Origin of the sequence: Paraburkholderia tagetis (assembly GCF_022213065.1) — a bacterium.
Classification (GTDB): Bacteria; Pseudomonadota; Gammaproteobacteria; order Burkholderiales; family Burkholderiaceae; genus Paraburkholderia; species Paraburkholderia tagetis.
On the sequence record NZ_JAKLJA010000057.1, the window covers coordinates 1 to 24,866 of the forward strand.

Here is a 24,866-nt window from a genome sequence, read left to right on the forward strand (position 1 = left end):
ACAACGTGTCGATCACGGTGAAGCTGATCGCTCCGATCGCGATGGAAGAAGGTCTGCGCTTCGCAATCCGCGAAGGTGGCCGTACCGTCGGCGCCGGTGTCGTCGCCAAGATCATCGAGTAAGTATTGCCAGTCTCGTTGATCGACTAAGTGGTTTCGGGGTTGGCGATGCCGCCAACCCCAAAATGGTTTAGGGGTATAGCTCAACTGGCAGAGCGTCGGTCTCCAAAACCGAAGGTTGGGGGTTCGATTCCCTCTGCCCCTGCCAACTTCTCGCGCCTCTGGCGCGTTGTTCTTTAAGGTGTTATGGCGAATCCTTCCGTCGAAACTGTTAATACTTCCAGCGACAAGCTGATGCTTGCGGCGGGCGTATTGTTGGTTGTGGCCGGGTTCGTAGGGTTCTACTGGCTCGGTAGCCAGGAGTGGTATGTCCGCGGTGCAGCGCTCGCAGTGGGCGTGATCGCGGGGGTGGTAGTCGGTCTTCTTTCGGCGCCCGGCAAGAGCTTCATCGCGTTTGCCAAAGACTCGTACAAGGAAGTTCGCAAGGTCGTCTGGCCGACTCGTAAAGAGGCCACGCAAACGACGCTGGTGGTCTTCGGTTTTGTGCTGGTAATGGCCATCTTTCTCTGGGTTAGCGATAAATCCATTGAATGGGTGATTTTCTCGGCGATTCTGGGTTGGAAATGATATGAGCGATACACCGGCATCCCCGAGCGGAAAACGTTGGTACGTGGTGCACGCCTACTCTGGTATGGAGAAGAGCGTGCAACGTGCGCTTCAGGAGCGCATTGAACGTGCTGGCATGCAGGACAAATTTGGCCAGATCCTTGTTCCGACTGAAGAAGTGGTCGAGGTGAAGGGTGGTCACAAGTCAGTGACCGAACGTCGTTTCTTCCCAGGCTACGTCCTGGTTGAGATGGAAATGACGGACGAAACGTGGCACCTCGTGAAGAATACTGCAAAGGTGACGGGTTTCGTTGGCGGGGCGCGTAATCGCCCGAGCCCGATTTCCCCGCGCGAAGTCGAAAAGATCATGTCGCAGATGCAGGAAGGCGTTGAGAAGCCGCGCCCCAAGACCCTGTTCGAAGTCGGCGAGATGGTCCGCGTGAAGGAAGGTCCGTTCACGGACTTCAACGGCAGCGTCGAAGAAGTCAACTACGAAAAATCGCGCGTTCGGGTCTCAGTCACCATTTTTGGTCGCGCCACACCGGTCGAACTAGAGTTCGGCCAGGTCGAAAAGCTGTAAATCGAATACGACGGATCGCATCTTTGATGCGGTCCGTTTTTCCGCGCTTACGGTCCGCGTTATGGCCGTAGAGGAGCGCCAGTAGTCCAGTCGGCTGCGAATGTCGATATAGCAGTTGGCACAGCGAAGATTGCGGCGAGCGCGCGCTACCACTCACCAGAACGCTCACGCGTTCCAAAGAGGTTTTCAACATGGCAAAGAAAATCATCGGCTTTATCAAGCTGCAGATTCCTGCAGGTAAAGCCAACCCGTCGCCGCCGGTCGGTCCGGCACTGGGTCAGCGCGGTCTGAACATCATGGAGTTCTGCAAGGCGTTCAACGCGCAGACTCAAGCGATGGAACCGGGTCTGCCGATTCCGGTTGTCATCACGGCATTCGCGGACAAGAGCTTCACGTTCGTCCTGAAGACGCCGCCGGCTACGGTCCTGATCAAGAAGGCAGCGAAGGTCGACAAGGGTTCGGCCAAGCCGCACACCGACAAGGTCGCCACGATCACGCGTGCCCAGGCTGAGGAAATCGCCAAGACCAAGATGCCGGACCTCACGGCAGCGGATATGGACGCAGCGGTCCGCACGATCGCTGGTAGCGCCCGTTCGATGGGCATCGTCGTGGAGGGCGTGTAAATGGCTAAGGTTTCCAAGCGTCAAAAGGCACTGGCTGCCAAGATCGACCGCCAGAAGCTGTACCCAATCGTCGACGCACTGTCGCTCGTGAAGGAATGCGCCACGGCGAAGTTCGACGAGTCGATCGACGTCGCAGTCCAGCTCGGCATCGATGCCAAGAAGTCGGACCAGGTCGTTCGCGGCTCGGTCGTGCTGCCCGCAGGCACCGGCAAGTCGGTCCGCGTCGCAGTGTTCGCGCAAGGCGAGAAGGCCGAGCAAGCGAAGGCTGCTGGCGCAGAGATCGTCGGCATGGAAGACCTCGCTGAGCAGATCAAGGGCGGCAACCTGAACTTCGACATCGTGATCGCTTCGCCGGACACGATGCGCGTCGTCGGTACGCTCGGTCAGATCCTCGGCCCGCGCGGCCTGATGCCGAACCCGAAGGTCGGCACCGTGACGCCCGACGTGGCGACCGCGGTCAAGAACGCGAAGGCTGGTCAGGTGCAATTCCGTGTCGACAAGGCCGGTATCATCCACGCGACCATCGGCCGTGCTTCGTTCGAAGCAACGGCACTGCGCAGCAACCTGGACGCGCTGCTTGAAGCGCTGAACAAGTCCAAGCCGGCGACGAGCAAGGGCGTGTACCTGCGCAAGATCGCTGTGTCGAGCACGATGGGTGTTGGCGTTCGCGTCGACCAAACGTCGCTCGCGGCGTAAGCTGCAAAAAGTTTTGCCGCGCTGAGGTCTGGAACGAGGTTTGGTCGGATCGCAGTGCGGATTTAAAGGGCTTTGGGCGGTTGGGCGGTGGCAATTTCGCATCGCACAACCGGTTGTCAAAGACCGTTGGCGGGAGTGCAGTAGTTGGGTGCTTCCTTAATGCAAAGCCAACGCAGATGGCGAACCCGAAAAAGTTTTGAAGTGCTGATGTGAGCGTAAGCGGGCGGCAACGCCTGACGAAGCAAACTGATTTACTCCGGACTGGTCGGTCGCCGTTGTTGAACGCGGCACATGAGGCAAATGCCAAGTGTGTCGAATCTGGAGGTTAACCGTGCCACTGAACAAAGAAGGTAAGCAGGCCGTCGTGGCTGAAGTCTCCGCGCAAGTCGCGAAGGCTCAGACCATGGTGCTGGCCGAGTATCGTGGAATCGCGGTTGGCGATCTGACCAAGCTGCGCGCGAAAGCGCGTGAGCAGCAGGTGTACCTGCGCGTGTTGAAGAACACGCTGGCGCGTCGCGCTGTCGAAGGTACCCCGTTTGCTCCGCTGGCAGAGCAGATGACTGGCCCCCTGATCTACGGCATCTCGGAAGATGCAATTGCTGCAGCGAAGGTCGTCAACGACTTCGCGAAAGGCAATGACAAGTTGGTCATCAAGGCTGGTTCCTATGAAGGCAACGTGATGGACAAGGCAGGCGTGCAAGCGCTGGCCAGCATCCCGAGCCGCGAAGAACTGCTCTCGAAGCTGCTGTTCGTTATGCAAGCCCCGGTTTCCGGCATGGCGCGTGCTCTTGGCGCGCTGGCGGAAAAGAAGCAAGCCGAAGCTGCGTAATAGCGAACACGAGCAAGCGAGAAAGATCGCTAGCTGTTTCCGAATTCAAATCTGGAGTAATTTCAAATGGCAATCGCAAAAGAAGACATCCTCGAAGCCGTTGGCGCGATGTCGGTTCTCGAACTGAACGAACTGGTCAAGGCATTCGAAGAGAAGTTTGGCGTGTCGGCAGCTGCTGTGGCAGTCGCTGGCCCGGCAGGCGGCGGCGCTGCTGCTGCCGCTGAAGAGCAGACCGAATTCACGGTCAACCTGCTCGAAGCTGGCGCGAACAAGGTTTCGGTCATTAAGGCCGTTCGTGAACTGACGGGTCTCGGCCTGAAGGAAGCGAAGGACCTGGTCGACGGTGCACCGAAGCCCGTGAAGGAAGCGGTGCCCAAGGCTGCTGCTGAAGAAGCGAAGAAGAAGCTGGAAGAAGCCGGCGCGAAGGCTGAAATCAAGTAAGTTTCAGCGCGCTGTGCGAAGGCTGGCGGTTTTTACACCGCCGGCCTTTTTGTGCTTTGTGGGTTCTGCGTTTTTGTGTTCGATTTTTTGAAGATCGGAGGCGGGATGCGGGACCCAGAAGCCAAAGAAAAACGTCTTTCGCCGGGTGAAGGCCCTAAGGGCATGATCTGTGCGCACGACGCTTCTCTTTGTCTTCTGAAGCGACTGCAGAAGGCAAGTTTGGTCGGGCAGCGGGCAAGTTATGACAAGCCGGTATCCGCTGCCGTCAGCCAGCGGTTGGTAGAGGCCAACCACCAAGCTTCCAGGGCTCGCGTAGCCATCGGGTCTCAGTCGGTGAACACTCGGGTCGTCCTACCCGCCGTGATTCGGAGATCGTATGCAATATTCCTTCACCGAGAAGAAGCGTATTCGCAAGAGTTTCGCGAAACGCCCCATCGTTCACCAAGTTCCTTTCCTGCTGGCTACCCAGCTTGAATCATTCAGCACGTTTCTGCAAGCAGAAACGGCGACCGCACAACGCAAACCGGAAGGTCTGCAGGCTGCGTTCACGTCTGTTTTTCCCATTGTTTCCCATAACGGCTTTGCTCGTCTAGAGTTCGTGAGCTACATGCTTTCGTCGCCGGCATTCAACATCAAGGAATGCCAGCAACGGGGTCTCACGTACTGCTCGGCGCTGCGTGCCAAGGTGCGTCTCGTCCTGCTCGACAAAGAATCGCCGAGCAAGCCGGTCGTGAAGGAAGTGAAGGAGCAGGAAGTGTACATGGGCGAAATTCCGCTCATGACGCCGACGGGTTCGTTCGTCATCAATGGCACCGAGCGTGTCATCGTCTCGCAGCTGCACCGCTCGCCTGGCGTGTTCTTCGAACACGACAAGGGTAAGACGCACAGCTCGGGCAAACTGCTCTTCTCGGCACGTATCATTCCTTACCGCGGTTCGTGGCTCGATTTCGAGTTCGACCCGAAGGACGTGCTGTACTTCCGCGTCGACCGCCGCCGCAAGATGCCGGTCACGATCCTGCTGAAGGCCATCGGCCTCACGCCGGAACAGATCCTCGCGAACTTCTTCGTGTTCGACAACTTCTCGCTGATGCCGGAAGGCGCGCAGATGGAGTTCGTGCCGGAGCGTCTGCGTGGTGAAGTCGCGCGTTTCGACATTACCGATCGCGACGGCAAGGTCATCGTCCAGAAGGACAAGCGGATCAACGCGAAGCACATTCGCGATCTCGAAACCGCGAAGACCACGTTTATTTCGGTCCCCGAAGATTATCTGCTCGGCCGCGTTCTCGCGAAGAACGTCGTCGATGGCGATACGGGCGAAGTGATCGCGAACGCGAACGACGAAATCACCGAAACGGTGCTCGACAAGCTGCGTGAGGCGAAGATCAAGGACATCCAGACGCTCTATACGAACGATCTGGACCAGGGTCCGTACATCTCGTCGACGCTGCGTATCGACGAAACCGTCGACAAGATGGCCGCGCGCATCGCGATCTACCGCATGATGCGTCCGGGCGAACCGCCGACCGAAGAAGCGGTCGAGGCGCTGTTCAACCGCCTGTTCTACAGCGAAGAAGCGTACGATCTCTCGAAGGTGGGTCGTATGAAGTTCAACCGCCGCGTGGGCCGTGACGAAATCGTCGGCCCGATGACGCTGCAGGACGACGACATCCTCGCGACCATCAAGATCCTCGTCGAGCTGCGTAACGGCAAGGGCGAAGTGGACGACATCGACCACCTCGGCAACCGTCGTGTGCGTTGCGTGGGCGAACTCGCGGAAAATCAATTCCGTGCGGGTCTCGTGCGCGTCGAGCGTGCAGTGAAGGAACGCCTCGGCCAGGCCGAAAGCGAAAACCTGATGCCGCACGACCTGATCAACTCGAAGCCGATTTCGTCGGCGATTCGCGAGTTCTTCGGTTCGTCGCAGCTCTCGCAGTTCATGGACCAGACCAACCCGCTCTCGGAAATCACGCACAAGCGCCGTGTTTCCGCACTGGGCCCGGGCGGTCTGACGCGTGAGCGCGCAGGCTTCGAAGTCCGCGACGTGCACCCGACCCACTATGGACGCGTGTGCCCGATCGAGACGCCGGAAGGTCCGAACATTGGTCTGATCAACTCGCTCGCTCTGTACGCGCACCTGAACGAATACGGCTTCCTCGAAACGCCGTATCGCAAGGTCGCGGACGGCAAGGTGACCGACCAGATCGACTACCTCTCGGCGATCGAAGAAGGCCGTTACGTGATCGCTCAGGCGAACGCGGCAGTGGCCGACGACGGCACGCTGACCGACGAACTCGTCTCGTCGCGTGAAGCGGGCGAAACGCTGATGGTCACGCCGGACCGCATCCAGTACATGGACGTGGCGCCGTCGCAGATCGTCTCGGTTGCTGCTTCGCTGATTCCGTTCCTCGAGCACGATGACGCGAACCGTGCACTGATGGGCTCGAACATGCAGCGTCAGGCCGTGCCGTGTCTGCGTCCGGAAAAGCCGGTCGTCGGTACGGGCATCGAGCGCACCGTTGCGGTCGACTCGGGCACGACGGTTCAGGCGCTGCGTGGCGGCGTGGTCGACTATGTCGACGCGGGCCGTATCGTGATTCGCGTGAACGACGATGAAGCTGTCGCCGGTGAAGTCGGCGTGGACATCTACAACCTCATCAAGTACACGCGTTCGAACCAGAACACGAACATCAACCAGCGTCCGATCGTGAAGATGGGCGACAAGGTTGCGCGTGGCGACGTGCTGGCTGACGGCGCATCGACCGATCTGGGCGAGCTCGCGCTCGGCCAGAACATGCTGATCGCGTTCATGCCGTGGAACGGCTACAACTTCGAAGACTCGATCCTGATCTCGGAGAAGGTGGTTGCGGACGACCGTTACACGTCGATCCACATCGAAGAACTGAATGTCGTTGCACGCGACACGAAGCTTGGACCGGAAGAAATCACGCGCGACATTTCGAACCTCGCGGAAGTGCAGCTTGGCCGTCTCGACGAGTCGGGCATCGTGTACATCGGCGCGGAAGTCGAAGCGGGCGATGTGCTCGTGGGCAAGGTCACGCCGAAGGGCGAAACCCAGCTCACGCCGGAAGAAAAGCTGCTGCGCGCGATTTTCGGCGAGAAGGCTTCGGACGTGAAGGATACGTCGCTGCGCGTGCCCTCGGGCATGAACGGCACGGTCATCGACGTGCAGGTGTTCACGCGCGAAGGCATCACGCGTGACAAGCGTGCGCAACAGATCATCGACGATGAACTGAAGCGTTATCGCCTCGACCTGAACGACCAGCTGCGTATCGTGGAAGGCGACGCGTTCCAGCGTCTGGCTCGCATGCTCGACGGCAAGGTCGCGAACGGCGGTCCGAAGAAGCTCGCGAAGGGCACGAAGATCGACCAGGCTTACCTGGAAGACCTCGACCACTACCACTGGTTCGACATCCGCCTCGCGGACGAAGAAGCAGCGGCGCAGCTCGAAGCCATCAAGAACTCGATCGAAGAAAAGCGTCACCAGTTCGATCTGGCGTTCGAAGAGAAGCGCAAGAAGCTCACGCAAGGCGACGAACTGCCGCCGGGCGTGCTGAAGATGGTCAAGGTGTACCTCGCGGTGAAGCGCCGTCTGCAGCCTGGCGACAAGATGGCAGGCCGTCACGGTAACAAGGGTGTGGTGTCGAAGATCGTCCCGATCGAAGACATGCCGTACATGGCCGATGGCCGTCCGGCTGACGTCGTGCTGAACCCGCTCGGCGTGCCGTCACGGATGAACGTGGGTCAGGTTCTCGAAGTGCACCTCGGTTGGGCCGCGAAGGGTCTGGGCTGGCGTATTGGCGAGATGCTTGCGCGTCAGACGAAGATTGCAGAGATGCGTGAGTTCCTCACGAAGATCTACAACGAATCGGGCCACAAGGAAGACCTCGACAGCTTCAGCGACGACGAGATCCTCGAACTGGCGAAGAACCTGCGCGAAGGCGTGCCGTTCGCAACGCCGGTGTTCGACGGTGCGACCGAAGAGGAAATGGGCAAGATGCTCGATCTGGCGTTCCCGGACGACATCGCGCAGAACCTCGGCATGACGCCGTCGAAGAACCAGGTGCGTCTGTACGACGGCCGCACGGGCGAAATGTTCGAGCGTACGGTGACCGTGGGCTACATGCACTACCTGAAGCTGCACCACCTTGTCGACGACAAGATGCACGCGCGTTCGACGGGTCCGTACTCGCTCGTCACGCAGCAGCCGCTGGGTGGTAAGGCGCAGTTCGGTGGCCAGCGCTTCGGTGAAATGGAAGTGTGGGCGCTCGAAGCGTATGGCGCTTCGTACGTGCTGCAGGAAATGTTGACGGTGAAGTCGGACGACGTGACGGGCCGGACGAAGGTGTACGAGAACCTCGTCAAGGGCGACCACGTGATCGATGCAGGCATGCCGGAATCCTTCAATGTGCTGGTGAAGGAAATCCGCTCGCTCGGTATCGACATCGACCTCGACCGCAACTAATCGGACTACGGAGAGAAGGCAATGAAAGCTCTGCTCGATCTATTCAAGCAAGTCCAACAAGAAGAAGTTTTTGACGCGATCAAGATCGGTCTGGCCTCGCCGGACAAGATCCGCTCGTGGTCGTTCGGCGAAGTGAAGAAGCCGGAGACCATCAACTACCGTACGTTCAAGCCGGAACGCGATGGTCTGTTCTGCGCGAAGATCTTCGGGCCGATCAAGGACTACGAGTGCCTGTGCGGCAAGTACAAGCGCCTGAAGCACCGTGGCGTGATCTGCGAGAAGTGCGGCGTGGAAGTCACGCTGGCGAAGGTGCGTCGCGAGCGCATGGGCCACATCGAACTGGCCTCGCCGGTCGCTCACATCTGGTTCCTGAAGTCGCTGCCGTCGCGTCTGGGCATGGTGCTCGACATGACGCTGCGCGACATCGAGCGCGTGCTGTACTTCGAAGCATACGTGGTGATCGAACCGGGCATGACGCCGCTGAAGGCGCGGCAGATCATGACCGAAGAGGATTACTACAACAAGGTCGAGGAATACGGTGACGAATTCCGCGCCGAGATGGGCGCGGAAGGCGTGCGCGAACTGCTGCGCGCGATCAACATCGACGAGCAGGTCGAGACGCTGCGCACGGAGCTGAAGAACACCGGCTCGGAAGCGAAGATCAAGAAGTACGCGAAGCGCCTGAAGGTGCTCGAGGCCTTCCAGCGTTCGGGCATCAAGCCTGAATGGATGGTGCTCGAAGTGCTGCCGGTGCTGCCGCCCGAACTGCGTCCGCTGGTGCCGCTGGACGGTGGCCGCTTCGCGACCTCGGACCTGAACGACCTGTATCGCCGCGTCATCAACCGTAACAACCGTCTGAAGCGTCTGCTCGAGCTCAAGGCGCCGGAGATCATCGTCCGCAACGAAAAGCGGATGCTCCAGGAAGCGGTTGACTCGCTGCTCGACAACGGTCGTCGCGGCAAGGCGATGACGGGCGCGAACAAGCGTCCGCTGAAGTCGCTCGCCGACATGATCAAGGGTAAGGGCGGTCGCTTCCGTCAGAACCTGCTGGGCAAGCGCGTGGACTACTCGGGCCGTTCGGTCATCGTGGTGGGTCCGACGCTCAAGCTGCACCAGTGCGGTCTGCCGAAGCTGATGGCGCTCGAGCTGTTCAAGCCGTTCATCTTCAACAAGCTGGAAACGATGGGCGTTGCCACGACCATCAAGGCTGCGAAGAAGGAAGTCGAGAACCAGACGGCGGTGGTGTGGGACATCCTCGAAGAGGTGATCCGCGAGCATCCGGTCATGCTCAACCGTGCGCCTACGCTGCACCGTCTCGGCATTCAGGCTTTCGAGCCGGTGCTGATCGAAGGTAAGGCAATCCAGCTGCACCCGCTCGTTTGCGCGGCGTTCAACGCCGACTTCGACGGTGACCAGATGGCTGTTCACGTTCCGCTGTCGCTCGAAGCGCAGATGGAAGCGCGCACGCTCATGCTCGCGTCGAACAACGTCCTGTTCCCGGCCAACGGCGATCCGTCGATCGTGCCGTCGCAGGATATCGTGCTGGGCCTGTACTACGCCACGCGTGAAGCGATCAACGGCAAGGGCGAAGGCATGACGTTCACGGGCGTGTCGGAAGTGATCCGCGCGTACGAGAACAAGGAAGTCGAGCTGGCCTCGCGCGTGAACGTGCGTATTACCGAAATGGTCCACAACGAGGACAAGTCGGAAGGCGCACCGGCATTCGTGCCGAAGATCTCGCTGTACGCGACCACGGTTGGCCGCTCGATCCTGTCGGAAATCCTGCCGCCGGGCCTGCCGTTCACGGTGCTGAACAAGCCGCTGAAGAAGAAGGAAATCTCGCGCCTGATCAACACGGCATTCCGCAAGTGCGGTCTGCGCGAAACGGTGATCTTCGCCGACCAGCTGATGCAGTCGGGTTTCCGCCTCGCAACGCGCGCCGGTATTTCGATCTGCGTGGACGACATGCTCGTGCCGCCGCAGAAGGAAACCATCGTCGGCGAAGCCGCGAAGAAGGTGAAGGAATACGACCGTCAGTACATGTCGGGTCTCGTCACCGCGCAGGAACGCTACAACAACGTGGTCGACATCTGGTCGAACACGTCGGAAGCGGTCGGCAAGGCGATGATGGAGCAGCTCGCGACGGAACCGGTTACCGATCGTGACGGCAAGGAAACGCGTCAGGAATCGTTTAACTCGATCTACATGATGGCCGACTCGGGCGCGCGGGGTTCCGCCACCCAGATTCGCCAGCTGGCGGGTATGCGCGGCCTGATGGCGAAGCCGGACGGCTCGATTATCGAAACGCCGATTACCGCGAACTTCCGCGAAGGTCTGAACGTGTTGCAGTACTTCATCTCGACCCACGGTGCACGTAAGGGTCTGGCTGATACGGCACTGAAGACCGCGAACTCGGGTTACCTGACGCGTCGTCTCGTGGACGTCACGCAGGATCTCGTGGTCGTCGAGGACGATTGCGGCACCTCGAACGGCGTGGCGATGAAGGCCCTCGTGGAAGGCGGTGAAGTCGTCGAAGCGCTGCGCGACCGTATTCTCGGCCGTGTTGCAGTGGCGGACGTCGTCAATCCGGAAACGCAGGAAACGATCTACGCTTCGGGCGACCTGCTCGACGAAGACGCGGTCGAAACGATCGAGAGCCTCGGCATCGACGAAGTGCGCGTGCGCACGCCGCTCACCTGCGAAACGCGTTATGGCCTGTGCGCCTCGTGCTATGGCCGCGACCTCGGCCGCGGCTCGCGCGTGAACGTCGGCGAAGCCGTTGGCGTGATCGCAGCACAGTCGATCGGCGAACCGGGCACGCAGCTCACGATGCGTACGTTCCACATCGGTGGTGCGGCATCGCGTGCGGCAGTCGCTTCGTCGGTGGAAGCCAAGTCGAACGGTACCGTGCGCTTCACGGCGACGATGCGTTACGTCACGAGCGCGAAGGGCGAGCAGATCGTCATTTCGCGTTCGGGCGAAGCCATCATCGCCGACGATCACGGCCGCGAGCGCGAGCGTCACAAGGTGCCGTACGGCGCGACGCTGCTGCAGCTCGATGGCGCGCAGATCAAGGCCGGTACGCAGCTCGCGACGTGGGATCCGCTCACGCGTCCGATCATCACCGAGTACGGTGGTACGGTGAAGTTCGAAAACGTCGAGGAAGGCGTGACCGTGGCCAAGCAGATCGACGACATCACGGGTCTGTCGACCCTCGTCGTGATCGATGCGAAGCGCCGTGGCTCGCAGGCTTCGAAGAGCGTGCGTCCGCAGGTCAAGCTGCTCGACGCGAACGGCGACGAAGTCAAGATCCCGAACACCGAGCATTCGGTGCAGATCGGCTTCCAGGTCGGCGCACTGATCACGGTGAAGGACGGTCAGCAGGTGCAAGTCGGTGAAGTGCTCGCACGTATCCCGACCGAAGCGCAGAAAACGCGTGACATTACCGGCGGTCTGCCGCGTGTGGCGGAACTGTTCGAAGCACGTTCGCCGAAGGACGCAGGTATCCTGGCGGAAGTCACGGGTACGACGTCGTTCGGTAAGGACACGAAGGGCAAGCAGCGTCTCGTTATCACGGACCTCGAGGGCAATCAGCACGAGTTCCTGATCGCGAAGGAAAAGCAGGTGCTGGTCCACGATGCCCAGGTCGTCAACAAGGGCGAAATGATCGTGGACGGCCCGGCCGATCCGCACGACATCCTGCGTCTGCAGGGTATCGAGGCACTGTCGCGCTACATCGTGGACGAAGTGCAGGACGTGTACCGTCTGCAGGGCGTGAAGATCAACGACAAGCACATCGAAGTGATCGTGCGTCAGATGCTGCGCCGTGTGCAGATCACCGACAACGGCGATACGCGTTTCATCCCTGGCGAACAAGTCGAGCGTTCGGACATGCTCGACGAGAACGACAAGATGATCGCGGAAGACAAGCGTCCGGCAACGTACGAGAACGTGCTGCTCGGTATCACGAAGGCATCGCTCTCGACCGACTCGTTCATCTCGGCGGCGTCGTTCCAGGAAACGACCCGCGTGCTGACCGAAGCGGCGATCATGGGCAAGCGCGACGATCTGCGTGGCCTGAAGGAAAACGTGATCGTCGGCCGTCTGATTCCGGCTGGTACGGGTCTCGCGTTCCACAAGGCGCGCCGTGCGAAGGAATCGTCGGATCGCGAGCGTTTCGACCAGATCGCAGCGGAAGAAGCGTTCGAGTTCGGCACGCCGGAAACCCCGGCTGCAGAGCAACCGCAGCAGCCGCACACGACGGACGAGTAAGCTTCTGGCGAACATGTTTCGCCATCGGCTGAATGTCGAATGAAATCCGCCCGGGTCAACCGGGCGGATTTTTTTTGCCTGCAAGAATCGAGGCGCGACATTTTGTCATGGCGCCGCCCCGTACTGGCGTCTCCCCTGCATGGGAAGGGCACCCGTGCTAATGTGGCGCCTCGCGCGGCCCGCGCGTCTGTCGGACGGGCTTTGTCGTGTAATCTTTACCCCATTCCGGAGGCGTGAATCATGTGGGTTGTTGGCGTTGGTCTGATTTTGAATCTGGTGGCTTCGGTCGGCGTCTTCTCGTATCTGCTGCACCACGTCGGCATTCAGCCCGCCGCGATGTTCTTTGCAATCTTCCTGGTCGTCTGGGCCTTCATCATCATTGGCTTCATCATGCAGGTCGCAGGGAAGGTGCGTACCGGTGCGCTGCTGATTAGCATTGGCTCGCTGGTTTTTGTGCCCGTCGGGCTCGTCGCGATTATTGGCAGCATTCGGGTGGCACGCAGGCAAAAAACACCCGCAGCCGACGGGCGCGCCATCTGAGTTCAGAACTTGTACTCGATGCCACGCTCGTGGCATCGAGAATTTTCGGAAGTTGGTGCACCCAAAATATATTGGAATCCTAATAAAAAGAATTCTTACTACACCAAGTATTGATGCTTCTGACATGACTTGTTTTAGATGTATCTAAATCCATTTACTTCAGCTTCGTTTAATCTCCCTCTTTCTCACCGGTCTCTCGGTGAATTCCTCGATCTTTCCTCTCCATGGCCTTGGTCGTGGACCCTGGCTGTGTCGACTTCTGCCTTCCGCGTGGTGTGTCTAAATTGAACTCCTAAGTCAAGGGTGGTTCTTTAAGGGGATTTTTCGGTTGAGGAAAATCAAATCGTGAGTCGAATCGCCGAAAATTTACAAATCTTTATTCTCTAACGTTCATCCAGCGACTAAAGTTGCGCAACGCTGTAGTTCATGCCAGATGACAAGCCGAAAAGTGCTTGCGATTGTGACAAAAAAAGACCAACAACGCTGGCAGTAGCGACAGCTTCAAATTAAATAAAGCGTACGGGGTATATCGTTAGATATGCGAATTGGTATAGATATCGTCGAAACGGGGCGGATCGCGCAAGCGATTGAGCGCAGCGGGGATGCATTCATCGGGCGTTTGATCTCCGCAGAAGAAGCGCATGGGCACGACCTTGGGCACAGCCAGCAGCAGGGTGCCGAGCGCATTGCCGGCATTTGGGCCGCCAAAGAAGCCGCGGTCAAGGCGCTGGGAACGGGTTTTCGCAACGGCATTACCTTTCACGATATCAAGATCCTTCACGATCCGCATGGAAAGCCGTATTTCGAATTTTCGGGAGAATTCGAAAAAATAATGCGGCTCGAAAATCTGAAGACATCAATTTTAACGATCTCGCATTGTCGGACGCATGCCGTCGCGGCGGTCGTTCTAGATTAATAACCACGAAACATAAAAATTATGGCCAACTATCCAGAACTCGAAGATAAGACCGTAGTGGTGACCGGCGCCAGCGGTGATCTCGGTATGGCAATTTGTCGAAAATACCTCGCACTTGGTAGTAACGTGATCGCGCTATACAACAGTGCGAAAGCCAGTCTCGACGCACTCGCGTCCGAATCTGCAAGCGCAAACCGCTTGACCGTCGTGAAGTGCGACGTTGCAAATCGCGATGACGTCGAACGCTTGCGCAGTGAACTGGAACAGCGCATCGAGGCCGTGGACGTTCTCGTCAATAACGCGGGTATTAACAAGGACAACCTGGTCTCCACTATGACGTTCGAGGAGTTCGACGAGGTGGTGCGCGTCAATCTTCATGGGACGTTCAACATGACCCAGGGGATGCTGAGGCTGATGAGGCACGCGACGCAAGCCAGCATCGTGAACGTGACTTCCGTTGCGGGGGTGACGGCGAGTTTCGGGCAGTCCAACTACAGCGCCGCCAAAGCGGGCATTTCCGGCTTCACGCGCTCGATTGCGAAAGAACTCGCATCGAAAGGGATCCGGGTCAACGCCATTGCTCCAGGCATGATCGAGTCCCGAATGGTCAAGAAGGTGCCGCGTCACATCGTGCGGACCATCTTCGATGCCATTCCACTGAATCGCTTCGGGCGTCCGGAAGAGATTGCCGAGGTGGTCGCGTTTCTTAGTTCCAACGCCGCAAGCTACATCGTCGGGCAGACGCTGGTGGCCGACGGCGGCCTTGTAATGCGCTAACTTGCGGAAATTTTCATGTCCAAACTAGATCGTAGTCTGATGCCCGCGCAGCAGTTGTTTGAGATCGGCGTGTGGCGATCCCCCATATTCATGGTGGACCGTATTGCCGATATCGTGGTTGGCCCCAAGGCGAGCATTACTGCCGTCAAGCACGTCACCTTCAACGAGTCGTATATTGCCGGCCACTTTACCGACAATCCCGTCATGCCCGGCGTGATGATTGCGGAGGTTTTCGGCCAGGCCGGCGAGTACTGCGCCTTCTTCAACGACGTCTGCTCGGCATACGAGAAGGAGACTGGCCGTGTCGCCAAGCGATTTGAGAACGTTGCTGAAATAATTAGCACACCAGAAGGTAAGCGAATCATCAAAGAGCAGAAATCGCAGGTGATCGGGTTTCTTGCCGCCCAGAATGTCAAGTTCAAGAGGGTTGTTTATCCCGGCGACACGATTTATGCCGAGTGCCGGTTGTCGTTCACCGATACCCAAGGATTCAATCACTTCAACGTGGAAGCGCGCGTTGGGCGCCACGTCGTTGTAGAGGGAACCATTATCAATTTCCGGACCTACCGGGACAAGCTCGGTAGCAATGTTGCTGCCGGAATCTCACGATAAAGAGCGAAAAAATGACCAATTCAACGATCCTGGACGATGTCGAGCGACGCAAGGCCGTGCTCGAAAAACTCAAGGCGGGGCTGATTCAGCGTCTCAATCTTCCGCAGACCGTCGAGCAGATCGACGACGACACGCCGCTGTTCGGCAGCGGCCTGCGTCTCGACTCGGTCGACGCAACCGAAGTGTTCGTGCTTCTCGATGAATCCTTTGGCATCCGCGTGTCGGAGGGTGATGAGCCTTCCTATCTGCGAAGCATCAATACGCTTGCGTCGTTCATTCTGGAACGCACCAAAGACGCGTAAGCCGACGCTGCCTGAAGAAAGTCCGATCAAAACTCGACACAAAGAGAAGACGAGCAAGCTATGACGAGCCTGAAAGACCTGCATATCAGCCACGGCGCAAAGATGGGCGTGCGCAATGGTGTTGAAATCCCGCTGAGCTATGGCGACACCGCGCGCGAAATCGCTGCCGCCCGCAAGCACATTCTGCTGACCGATTACTCCCATATGGGCATCGCCGAAATCGCCGGCGAAGACGCCTACGAAGTGCTCAATACGATCGTTGGCGGCGACGTTTCCGCGTTGCGCGACGAGCAGGGCATGTACACCGTGATGCTGGACGAAGACGGCAAGATCGTCACCGACGTCTACATCCTCTGTGACGAGGAGCGCTTTATCGTCGTTACGGAATGGCTGACGGGAAATCAGCTGCGCGACCTGATGCAGGCCGCTGTCGATCGCTGCAAGGACGAATTCAGCGAAATCGACGGGGTGAAATCGCTCGATGACGAACGTGGCGTGCTGCATTTCGAAGGCCCCTACGCATGGGAGCTGATGGCCGAGATGTTCGGCATGGACGTGATTGGCCTGCCGTTCCATGAATACATGTATGTCGGCGACGATGAAATTCTGTTCCGTGCGGGCAAGCACGGCGAGTTCTCGTACAAGCTCATCCTGCCGGTCGAGCGCCTTGCCGAAGTGTGGCAACAAGCCGTGGAAGCCGGCAAAAAGTTCGATATGGCCGTTGGCGGCCTCGACTATCAGTGCCAGGTGCGGATCGAGAATCCGTGCTGGGATCCTGCGGTGCTCGCCGCATTCTCGCGCTGTCCCGTCGAGCTGCAGATGCAGTGGGCGCTGCGTTACACGAAGGACGATTTCGTCGGCAAGGCCGCGCTCGAACAACGTCTTGCACAGGGTGCGACCCGCCGTGCGGTGGGGTTCGAGCTCCAGGGCGAGCACGCCGCAGCCGCGGCACAAGGCGACGCCATTTATTGCGGCGATCAGAAGATCGGCGAGGTGATGGTGTGCGGCACGGTCACCGAAGACGGTCGGCATGTGGGCCGCGCGATGTTGAATCAGGCGCTGGCTTATGCGGATATCGGTCCGCTGCGCGTGGTGACGGCGAAGGGCGATGCACAGCTCAGAACTACCGCGATTCCGTTCCTGCGTAACTTCAGCTTCATGGTCAACCCGTCGGAGCACAGCTACGTCGATCCTGCGAAGCCGAAGCATCTGCTCGAGCAAATCGAGCGAAAGAAGCAGGCAATGGCCGCGTCAAACTAAGTCCCGAACAGCGTAGTTCACGCAAGCATCGGGCAGTCGTGAAGACTGCCTGATCGATCGATCCGCCTGCCGGGAAAGTGCGGGCGGATCGATACGAAGCCAAGGTGAGTGGCGGCGGTCAAGCGACTTTGCATTGGACTACATATCAATTGATGCCAGATCGGGGCACCCGGAAATACTGGTCCCGGGTAGAGATAAGGTGGAAAAATATATGCAAACGCAGCGTAAGCGGGTCGTAGTCACGGGGATGGGGCATATGTCGTCCATCGCCGATAACGTGGACGAATTCAAGGAAGCGCTTTTCAATAAGGTCTGCGGGATTCATCCGAGCGAACACTATCAGCCCTGGTTCGATGGTGCGAACGCATCGGAAGTGCTGCGCGAGGTCATCTATGAAGATCTGCCGGCCGAGCGCGCGGAATTGCTCGACAAGGCCGCACTCTGGGCCTACAAGGTCGGCCACGAAGCGCTGAAGCGCGCGGATGCCGCGTCGGCGGAACTGCGGGCGAAAACGGGCTTGATCATCGGCATCTCGTCCGCGGGCACCGAAGCCTATATGCCCATCCTTGAAGAGAATTACGAAATTTTTTCTCTCAGGAAAATGGTCGTTTCCGGCAGCTTCGCTTCGCCTAGCGCGATCGTTTCGGCGCTGCTCGGCCTGAAGGGCGGCTTCGAGTTGGTGGCTACGGCGTGTACCGCTAGTACCAACGCAATCGGCATGGGGTTCGACCAGATTCAGAACGGCAAGAATCCGGCTGTTCTCGTAATCGGCACGGAACCGCTCTACCTGCCGACCTTCGCGGGCTTCTACGCACTGCATGCGATGAAGCGCAGCCCCGCGAGCCCGTTCTCGGGCGAACCTGGCATGTCGATCGGCGAAGGCGCCGGCGCGCTGATGCTCGAGGAATACGAGCATGCGGTCGCGCGTGGTGCGACCATTTATGCGGAAATCGTTTCGTACGCAACGTCTGGGGACGCGTACCACGAGACCGCTCCCGACCCGCGTGCGGAAGGCGCTGTTCAGGTGATGCGCTCGGCGCTGAACAACGCCGGCCTCGAGCCGCATGACATCCAGTACATCAACGCCCACGGAACCGGAACGGACGCCAACGACCGCTCCGAGACGCTGGCGATGAAGAAGGTCTTCCCCACTATCGCGAATATTCCGGTGAGTTCGACGAAGGCTTACGTGGGGCACAACATCGGGTCGGCCGGCATCATCGAATTGATCGCCTGCTACCTGACGCTGCCGGAAAAGAAGATTCTGCCGACGTTGAATTTCACCGTGCCGCGTCCCACGTGCGACCTGAACTACGTGCCCAACGAGTTTCAGGCCGCGGACGTCGGCGTGTTCATGAAGAACAACTATGCGTTCGGCGGCAACAACTGCTGCATTATTTCCAGCACTCGCTCGGGTATCGTGCCCACAACGTCGTATGAGCCGAAGCGGGTTGGCATTACGGGCATGGGCGCGGTTGCGTCGGCTGGGCATGACATCGAGGAAATCCTCGATGTCGTCTGGAGCGGCAAACCGTCCGGCCGGAAGGTCAAGCTCACCGGCGAGGTCGAGGAAAGCCATTCGTTCGCGGGCCTCGTGGATCACCCGTCCGTGCGCAACGAAGTGAGAAGACACCTGCTGGGCATTTTCAGCCCGGACGTTGTCGAAACGCTCGGCGAGCGGGAAATCTGGGTCCACGCGGTCGACGATCTCGATCCGCGAAAATATCTGCGACGCTTCGACGAACGCAAGGCCAATCCCATTTGCACTTTTGCGCTGCTCGCCTTGACTCAGGCGCTCAAGGGTGCGAACCGGAAGATCCGGCGCGACGGTCACGACCTGGGGCTGGTGCTGGGCATGGCGAAAGGCCCGCGCACGACTGTCGAGACGTACATGCGCAGCATGATTCCCGAGCCTACGAAAGTCCGTACGTCGGAGTTCCCTGGCGCGCTGATGAATGCGATCGCCACGTTCTGTTCGATTACGGAAGGCATCAAGGGCTACAACACGACGCTGGCTACCGGCAACAACGCGGCTTTCGGCGCGTTGGGTTATGGCTATGAGCTGATTCGTCAGAGCCTGCAGCCGCAGGTGATCGTGGGCGGCGCCGACGAAAGGCCCACGCAGTTCTGGTCCTATCTGCAAGCGATCAACGATGGCCTGCAACTGGCGGACCGTCCCGAAGCGTACGAAGTCTATGGCGAGAACGGCAAGGGCTACCTGTTGGGCGAAGGCGCGGGCATGCTCTTCCTGGAGGATGTCAACTACGCCAGGGCGCGCGGCGTGCCGGTGCTTGCGGAGATTCTCGGCTATGGCAGGGCATGCGACGCAAGCTATTTCGACCGCGACGCGGTCGAGCCGCGAAGCGAGTCGATCGCGACGTCGATCCGGCAGGCGCTCGACGAGGCAGGAATCGGCATCGACGAGGTCGACCTGGTTTGCGGCAACAGCGACGGGACAGCGTTGAACAACGCGGCTGAACTGGGCGCGATTCGCGCGATCCTCGGCGAGCGCGTGGCGCAGGTGCCGGTGGTCAACTACAACGGCCATTTCGGCAATGTGGAGTCGTGCAGCGGGATGCTGAACATGATCGTCGTTCTGGAGATCATGCGCCGCGGCGAAATTCCGCCGATTCCCCATACGAAGACGTTCGTTGCCAACGACATCCAGTTCGTTACCTCCCTTCAGCGCAAGCAGGTACGCACAGCGCTCGTTCTGGGCGCTACGGAGGGCGGCAATCATTACGCGTACGTGCTCCGGGCGGGTGCCTGATGACTGTCAACGTCCCGGTAGTGCTGGGCGGCGCCGGACTCGAATGTGCTTATGCGGGCAGCCCCGCCGAACTCGTTCGGCGGCTGACCGCCCGCGAGCGCGTGGCTGCCCAGCCATGGTTCGCGAGCGATTGCGAAGCCACGGACCTGCGCCTTCCCGGAAACCCGCATCACGCGAGATTCTTTGTCGGCGAAGCGGCACGGATGCCCGTGATGGAGCGAGTACAGCAAGCGCTTGAGCGGGTCATCGCTCAAGCGCTGCAAAACTCGAATCTCGATGAAGCCAGCCTTTGCGACCCAGATTTGCGGGTCTATCTGGCCGGCCACGGCATGCGTCCCGATTACGGCGATTTCGCGGGTTACGAGAACCGGAACGACGAGGAGGATCGGCTGTATTTCCCTGAGAAGCTCAAGGGACTGAATATCTCCAGTTACGCTCAGGACGAACTTGCCCATCGGCTTGCGGCCAGGTATCGGCTGGCTTCACCGCCGGTTCCGATCTATACGGCCAGTTGCTCCGCCATGTCGTCGCTTTATCTCGCGTGGCAGGCGATACGCTCGGGCTTTGCGCGCAGGGCACTCGTTGCCGGATGGATGCAATACACGCTGCAGGACATCGTGTTCATGGGCGGGCAGGGTGTATTGAGCGTCGGCAATTCGCAGCCGTTCTCGGCGCAGAGCGGCGGCATGTTGCCTGCGGATGGCGCGTGCGCGCTCCTGCTCGAAGCCGGCGACGAACCGCTCGGCGTTACGACGTCGCCCCGGATACACATTGCCAGTTGCGTGTCGTATCAAAGCAGTGGAGAAGCGGGCGGCGCGATGACTGCGGATTTTCGTGGGATTGCTACCACGATGGAGCGGGCAATCGAGGCAGCGGGGCTCAAGCCCGAGGACATCGCATGTGTTGTTCCGCACGCCAACGGCGCGCCGGCGAGCGACAAGTCCGAAGCCATGGCGATGCTGAAGATATGGGGCAAAAACGGCGTGCCTGTCGTGACGTACAAGGCGCAGACCGGCTACATGTCGGTCTGTAGCGGGCTGCTCGATCTAATTGTGATTTCCGACGCGCTCGTGAAGCAGGAGGTGGTGTCTGCTCAAACGCAACTGCCTTTCGACGACACGTTGCAGGTCGATGTTCATGCCAATCGTGACGTGCTGCCGCTCGCTGGCGGCCCGATTTTGAAGACCACACTCGGTCTCGACGGCTCCGTTATCGCGTGTGTCTTGACGCACGGGCCACTGTCCGGAGGGTTGCATGAACTGCGTGGTTCCTGTTAGCGCGATCGGCGTGTTCGGGATAAGCATGGTGGAAAGCGGGCATTCGTTCGTCCCCTTCGAGCCGAGCTGGTTCAACGCCAACGAAGCGCGCTTTTTCAAACAGGCGCAGCGGCGCCAGGCGCAGAAGGAATGGCTTTTCAGCCGGTTCGGCTTGCCGGACACGGAGGTGGACAGCGAACAGATGCGCCGGGCCGCGTATCGCGAAGCGCTCAATGCTGTTGCGAAGGTTTGCCGAAATGCATTCGGCCAGGTCGGCAGGAAGCTGGAAACACAGATTCGCAAACAGCGGTCCGCATTCGTCTATTTCGATGCGTGGGGAGAGACGGCCACGTTCGAGGGAGCGAACAGCTGGCGGGACGTCATCAGTCTCGATCTGCTTCCGAAGCCGATTCTTCGCGACTATGGATTCCGTGACTTCTCGTGCAAGGTGCGCGGGGAACGCAATGGCTTCATGCACGCGATTCGTTTGGCATCCGATCTGCTGAATTCCAATGAGATGGATACGGTCGTGGTAGCAGGGCTGTTTCGAAGCTTGCCTCTCATGGTGCTGTCTTCGGCGGCGGAGCGTGTGGCGTTGCACGGCGGTGCGCGAGCGAAGCTGGGCACGCCGTGTCCGAGCGTCGAGCGCGCCGGCTGTGTCGTGCTGCGCCGGCGTCCAGCACAGGGCATGTCGATCGCCATCACATCGTATAGCCAGTTGCCGGGGCACCAGCAGCTTGCGCGCGAGCATCTCGCCAGCGAGTGGAAGGTGCGCTGCAACGAGCGCACCGCATACGTCCTGGCCGGCATGCATCCGAGTGCCGCTATGCGTGAGCTGGAGCGCGAGGCCTATGCGGCATCCGCTATGGGCAGGCGTTATCTCTCGGTTTGCGATGTCTACGGCGACAGCGGATGCATGAATCCCATGCTCGCGCTTTCCCATTTGACCAGCGCACCGGAGTGGCGAGCGCGCAGTCACGCATTGATTAGCGCGGACGACGGGCGAGGAGGTGTCTGGGCAATGGAATGCTGGAACGGCTCGGATGAAACGAGGGACATTGAATGAGGAATGCTGACTATCGTGCGCGCGAAGCAATGCGCAACCAGCAGGCACCATGGGAGGTTCGGTCATGACGATTAACGTGCAACCTTTGCCGATCGTTCACATGCAGGGTGCGGGAAAGCGTTACGGAACCGGCGCCGGGGCAGTGCACGCGCTGAAGGGCATCGATCTCGCGATACGGCCGGGTGAATTCGTCGCGTTGTGCGGGCCGTCGGGCAGCGGCAAGAGCACGTTGCTCAATCTGATGGCGGGCATCGACTCGCCTACCGAAGGACGCGCGCTGCTCCTGAACCACGATTTCGGAAGCCTGAGTGACGTTGCGGCGGCTGCACTGCGGGCAAAGACCATTGGCTTCGTGTTCCAGTTTTTCAACCTGCTGCCGGTGCTCAGCATATTCGACAACGTGTACTACCCGTTGATGCTCAACGGGCACAGCCGTGCCGACGCGCGTGACGAAGTGATGTCGATGCTCGAGCGTGTTGGCCTGATCGCGCATTACAAACGCCGGCCGGGCGAGCTTTCCGGTGGGCAGCAGCAACGTGCCGCCATTGCGCGTGCGCTCGTGAAGCGTCCCGCGCTGGTCGTTGCCGATGAGCCGACGGGCAATCTGGATACGCATACGGGCGAGGAGATCGTCGATTTGCTGCTCGACATGAACAAAGAGTTGCAGACGACGTTCGTGATCTCCACGCACTCGCTGCAATTGAAGGACCGGGCGCGACGCGTCATTGAGATCGAGGATGGGAGGCTCAAGCGGGATGGGCAGCAAAATTAAGGTGCTATTGCGCGGTGCTATCGTCGCGACGCTTTTCGCGAGCGTGCAGGCCATGGCGGATGCCCCGGCGAGCGATGCGGCGCAAAGCGCGGCGATGCTGTCCGCCCTGAGCAAACAGAGCGCAGGCGACGCCCGCGCGCAGGCGATTCTTGCGATTGCGCAGCGCGTGTCGGGTTCCGATCTCGATCGCGCAGTGTCGGCACTCAGGACGACGCTCACGCGCAATCCAGCGGACCTCGACGCGAAGATGTACTACGGGTACGGCCAGTTGCGCCTGGCACTGCAGTATCTCGACAAAAAGAATTTCTTGCAGGCGGCTGAACGCGCGAAGCAGGGATTTTTCTATGTTGACGAAGCGGCGGAGAGTGCGCCGGACGACTGGAGGCTGCGCTATCTGCGTACGCGAGTGGACGCTTTCTCTCCGCCTTCGAATGGACGCTGCGTGGTTGCGCTCAAGGACATCGCGTACCTCGATGCGGACGCGGCGGTGCCGCGCGACCTGATGCCGATGATCGGGTTCATGCAGGAGCGTGCTCAGGACGCGTGCCGCAAGAGCTGGTCGCTGGCGGGCGGCAATCCCGAGCGGGCTGCTGCCGCCCCGCCTCCGCCGCCGCTCGCGCCGGTCGAGATTGCCCGCGTGCTGGAACCCGTCGTGAAGGAGCAGCGATGAGCACTGTATTGTTTTATCTGTCGAACGCCGTGATGGTCTATGCCCTCGCGGTAGCGCTTGGCGCTTGCCTTTGGCGCCGCACCGACATTCAGTATGTTTTTCTGAATCTCTTTCGCCAGCGCAGGCGCTCGGGCATGACGCTGCTCGCCATCGTTCTCGGCGGCGTCGCGGTCTTTTTGTTCGGTGGCTTTGTCGACTATTCCTTCTGGGCTTTGCGCGAGCAGACGATCCGCACCAATGTCGGTCACATCCAGCTCTACGAGAAAGGCTATCTCGAGAGCGGGGCGGCGGTCGGCACCATGACGCACAGCATTTCCAACTACGACGAGATCGCGCGCATCCTGCGCACCGACCCGGTGATCGGGCCGCATATCAAAACCGTGACTGGCCGCATCGAGTTTTCGGGAATCATTTCTCGCTATGAAAGCGGGGTGTCGACCTTTTTCACAGGTGTGGGCGTGGAGCCCGAGACTTCGCTCGAAATCGGCGCGCTCGATCGCGTGGTGTCAGGAAGCGATCTCTCGCGTATCCAGCCGCAGGGCGTGACGATCGGCTCGGGCGTTGCCGCGGCACTGAAGGCGCAGTACGACGACTACACCGATCTGCTCGTGGTGACGCCCGGGGGCGGGCAGAACGCGATGTCGGTACAGGTTCGCGGCGTTTTCTCCTCGGGCATCAAGGAGTACGACGACACCAACATCAAGCTGCCGCTCAAGACCGTGCAACGTCTGTTGCAGACCTCGAATGTGAGCCGGGTCATCATCCTGCTCGACGACACGGACTATACCGACGCAGCCATGCGGCGCATCGACGAAATCATCAAGGCGCGCCATTTGTCGCTAGAAGCGCGCTCGTGGTCCGACCTTGCCGTGTACTACCACCAGGTCGTCAATCTGTTCGAGGGCATTTTCTTTTTCATCAAGGCGCTTGTCAGCGTGATCGTCGTCTTCATGATCGGTAACACGTTGATGATGAGCGTCATCGAGCGCACCCGGGAGATCGCGACGCTGCGCGCGCTCGGCCTTACGAAGCGTCACGTGGGCCGGCTCTTCATGCTCGAGGGCATCGTGATCGGCCTGCTCGGTGCGCTGATCAGCGTCGTGCTGGGGATCGGCCTGGCGGAACTGATCAACATTAACGGCGTGCCCATGCCGCCTTCGCCGGGCTACACCCAGGGATATCTGGCTTTTGTCAGGTGGACCGGCGATTACCGCTTGTTCTGGTTCGCGTGCGCGCTACCGCTGGTCACCGCGGTGGTTGCCTCGATCATGCCGGCGCGGCGTGCTGCGAATCTCGTCATTGCCGAAGCATTTCGATTTGTTTGAAGTACATATCA

Annotated in this window: 21 protein-coding genes and 1 tRNA gene; all 22 read left to right on the plus strand. The window is 59.7% G+C overall.

The window, feature by feature from the left end; translation table 11 throughout:
* A partial coding sequence (locus L5014_RS34235; protein WP_080305260.1) for an EF-Tu C-terminal domain-related protein occupies positions 1-122 on the plus strand: 122 nt, incomplete at its 5' end.
* Between the two features lie 69 nt (positions 123-191).
* A tRNA-Trp gene (locus tag L5014_RS34240) sits at positions 192-267 on the plus strand.
* A 38-nt stretch (positions 268-305) separates the two neighbouring features.
* The gene (secE, locus tag L5014_RS34245; protein ID WP_238468331.1) at positions 306-686 is read left to right on the plus strand and encodes a preprotein translocase subunit SecE; all 381 of its coding nucleotides are present in this window, start codon (positions 306-308) and stop codon (positions 684-686) included.
* Between the two features lies 1 nt (position 687).
* Positions 688-1,245, plus strand: a complete 558-nt coding sequence (gene nusG / locus L5014_RS34250; protein WP_028208939.1) for a transcription termination/antitermination protein NusG — start codon at positions 688-690, stop codon at positions 1,243-1,245.
* Between the two features lie 191 nt (positions 1,246-1,436).
* Positions 1,437-1,868: a 50S ribosomal protein L11 gene (rplK, locus tag L5014_RS34255; RefSeq protein WP_027821100.1), complete on the plus strand. Its 432-nt coding sequence runs from the start codon at positions 1,437-1,439 to the stop codon at positions 1,866-1,868.
* Entirely contained in the window at positions 1,869-2,564 is a 696-nt protein-coding gene (rplA, locus tag L5014_RS34260) for a 50S ribosomal protein L1 (protein WP_238468332.1), read from the plus strand.
* A gap of 331 nt (positions 2,565-2,895) precedes the next feature.
* Positions 2,896-3,393 (plus strand): 50S ribosomal protein L10, encoded by a 498-nt coding sequence (gene rplJ / locus L5014_RS34265; RefSeq protein WP_238468333.1) that lies wholly within the window; start codon positions 2,896-2,898, stop codon positions 3,391-3,393.
* 66 nt (positions 3,394-3,459) lie between these two features.
* Positions 3,460-3,834, plus strand: coding sequence for a 50S ribosomal protein L7/L12 (gene rplL, locus L5014_RS34270; RefSeq protein WP_205986969.1), 375 nt, complete (start codon positions 3,460-3,462; stop codon positions 3,832-3,834).
* A gap of 376 nt (positions 3,835-4,210) precedes the next feature.
* A complete protein-coding gene (rpoB, locus tag L5014_RS34275; protein ID WP_238468334.1) occupies positions 4,211-8,317 on the plus strand; it encodes a DNA-directed RNA polymerase subunit beta in 4,107 nt (1,368 codons plus the stop codon).
* 21 nt (positions 8,318-8,338) lie between these two features.
* Positions 8,339-12,589: a DNA-directed RNA polymerase subunit beta' gene (gene rpoC, locus L5014_RS34280; protein ID WP_238468335.1), complete on the plus strand. Its 4,251-nt coding sequence runs from the start codon at positions 8,339-8,341 to the stop codon at positions 12,587-12,589.
* A 240-nt stretch (positions 12,590-12,829) separates the two neighbouring features.
* Positions 12,830-13,129 carry a hypothetical protein gene (locus tag L5014_RS34285; protein ID WP_238468336.1) on the plus strand — a complete coding sequence of 100 codons (300 nt, stop codon included), beginning with the start codon at positions 12,830-12,832 and terminating at the stop codon, positions 13,127-13,129.
* Between the two features lie 538 nt (positions 13,130-13,667).
* Positions 13,668-14,045, plus strand: a complete 378-nt coding sequence (gene acpS, locus L5014_RS34290) for a holo-ACP synthase (protein ID WP_238468337.1) — start codon at positions 13,668-13,670, stop codon at positions 14,043-14,045.
* Between the two features lie 21 nt (positions 14,046-14,066).
* Positions 14,067-14,822 (plus strand): 3-oxoacyl-ACP reductase FabG, encoded by a 756-nt coding sequence (gene fabG / locus L5014_RS34295; RefSeq protein WP_238468338.1) that lies wholly within the window; start codon positions 14,067-14,069, stop codon positions 14,820-14,822.
* Between the two features lie 15 nt (positions 14,823-14,837).
* Entirely contained in the window at positions 14,838-15,434 is a 597-nt protein-coding gene (locus L5014_RS34300) for a 3-hydroxyacyl-ACP dehydratase FabZ family protein (protein WP_238468339.1), read from the plus strand.
* An 11-nt stretch (positions 15,435-15,445) separates the two neighbouring features.
* Positions 15,446-15,736 (plus strand): acyl carrier protein, encoded by a 291-nt coding sequence (locus L5014_RS34305; RefSeq protein WP_238468340.1) that lies wholly within the window; start codon positions 15,446-15,448, stop codon positions 15,734-15,736.
* Between the two features lie 60 nt (positions 15,737-15,796).
* Positions 15,797-16,996: an aminomethyltransferase family protein gene (locus L5014_RS34310; protein ID WP_238468341.1), complete on the plus strand. Its 1,200-nt coding sequence runs from the start codon at positions 15,797-15,799 to the stop codon at positions 16,994-16,996.
* A gap of 211 nt (positions 16,997-17,207) precedes the next feature.
* A complete protein-coding gene (locus tag L5014_RS34315; protein WP_238468342.1) occupies positions 17,208-19,766 on the plus strand; it encodes a beta-ketoacyl-[acyl-carrier-protein] synthase family protein in 2,559 nt (852 codons plus the stop codon).
* Positions 19,766-21,043, plus strand: coding sequence for a beta-ketoacyl synthase N-terminal-like domain-containing protein (locus L5014_RS34320; RefSeq protein ID WP_238468343.1), 1,278 nt, complete (start codon positions 19,766-19,768; stop codon positions 21,041-21,043). Before L5014_RS34315 ends, L5014_RS34320 begins: the two co-directional genes overlap by 1 nt.
* The gene (locus L5014_RS34325; RefSeq protein ID WP_238468344.1) at positions 21,021-22,088 is read left to right on the plus strand and encodes a hypothetical protein; all 1,068 of its coding nucleotides are present in this window, start codon (positions 21,021-21,023) and stop codon (positions 22,086-22,088) included. The genes L5014_RS34320 and L5014_RS34325 overlap by 23 nt, the downstream gene beginning before the upstream one ends.
* A 64-nt stretch (positions 22,089-22,152) precedes the next feature.
* Positions 22,153-22,860 carry an ABC transporter ATP-binding protein gene (locus L5014_RS34330; RefSeq protein ID WP_238468345.1) on the plus strand — a complete coding sequence of 236 codons (708 nt, stop codon included), beginning with the start codon at positions 22,153-22,155 and terminating at the stop codon, positions 22,858-22,860.
* A complete protein-coding gene (locus tag L5014_RS34335; RefSeq protein ID WP_238468346.1) occupies positions 22,844-23,530 on the plus strand; it encodes a hypothetical protein in 687 nt (228 codons plus the stop codon). The genes L5014_RS34330 and L5014_RS34335 overlap by 17 nt, the downstream gene beginning before the upstream one ends.
* Positions 23,527-24,855, plus strand: coding sequence for an ABC transporter permease (locus L5014_RS34340; RefSeq protein WP_238468347.1), 1,329 nt, complete (start codon positions 23,527-23,529; stop codon positions 24,853-24,855). Before L5014_RS34335 ends, L5014_RS34340 begins: the two co-directional genes overlap by 4 nt.
* Positions 24,856-24,866 lie beyond the last annotated feature (11 nt).

Coding starts and splice junctions, on each gene's coding strand:
- secE (WP_238468331.1), top strand. CDS start 306: ATGGCGAATCCTTCCGTCGAAACTGTTAATACTTCCAGCGACAAGCTG.
- nusG (WP_028208939.1), top strand. CDS start 688: ATGAGCGATACACCGGCATCCCCGAGCGGAAAACGTTGGTACGTGGTG.
- rplK (WP_027821100.1), top strand. CDS start 1,437: ATGGCAAAGAAAATCATCGGCTTTATCAAGCTGCAGATTCCTGCAGGT.
- rplA (WP_238468332.1), top strand. CDS start 1,869: ATGGCTAAGGTTTCCAAGCGTCAAAAGGCACTGGCTGCCAAGATCGAC.
- rplL (WP_205986969.1), top strand. CDS start 3,460: ATGGCAATCGCAAAAGAAGACATCCTCGAAGCCGTTGGCGCGATGTCG.
- rpoB (WP_238468334.1), top strand. CDS start 4,211: ATGCAATATTCCTTCACCGAGAAGAAGCGTATTCGCAAGAGTTTCGCG.
- rpoC (WP_238468335.1), top strand. CDS start 8,339: ATGAAAGCTCTGCTCGATCTATTCAAGCAAGTCCAACAAGAAGAAGTT.
- L5014_RS34285 (WP_238468336.1), top strand. CDS start 12,830: ATGTGGGTTGTTGGCGTTGGTCTGATTTTGAATCTGGTGGCTTCGGTC.
- acpS (WP_238468337.1), top strand. CDS start 13,668: ATGCGAATTGGTATAGATATCGTCGAAACGGGGCGGATCGCGCAAGCG.
- fabG (WP_238468338.1), top strand. CDS start 14,067: ATGGCCAACTATCCAGAACTCGAAGATAAGACCGTAGTGGTGACCGGC.
- L5014_RS34300 (WP_238468339.1), top strand. CDS start 14,838: ATGTCCAAACTAGATCGTAGTCTGATGCCCGCGCAGCAGTTGTTTGAG.
- L5014_RS34305 (WP_238468340.1), top strand. CDS start 15,446: ATGACCAATTCAACGATCCTGGACGATGTCGAGCGACGCAAGGCCGTG.
- L5014_RS34310 (WP_238468341.1), top strand. CDS start 15,797: ATGACGAGCCTGAAAGACCTGCATATCAGCCACGGCGCAAAGATGGGC.
- L5014_RS34315 (WP_238468342.1), top strand. CDS start 17,208: ATGCAAACGCAGCGTAAGCGGGTCGTAGTCACGGGGATGGGGCATATG.
- L5014_RS34320 (WP_238468343.1), top strand. CDS start 19,766: ATGACTGTCAACGTCCCGGTAGTGCTGGGCGGCGCCGGACTCGAATGT.
- L5014_RS34325 (WP_238468344.1), top strand. CDS start 21,021: ATGAACTGCGTGGTTCCTGTTAGCGCGATCGGCGTGTTCGGGATAAGC.
- L5014_RS34330 (WP_238468345.1), top strand. CDS start 22,153: ATGACGATTAACGTGCAACCTTTGCCGATCGTTCACATGCAGGGTGCG.
- L5014_RS34335 (WP_238468346.1), top strand. CDS start 22,844: ATGGGCAGCAAAATTAAGGTGCTATTGCGCGGTGCTATCGTCGCGACG.
- L5014_RS34340 (WP_238468347.1), top strand. CDS start 23,527: ATGAGCACTGTATTGTTTTATCTGTCGAACGCCGTGATGGTCTATGCC.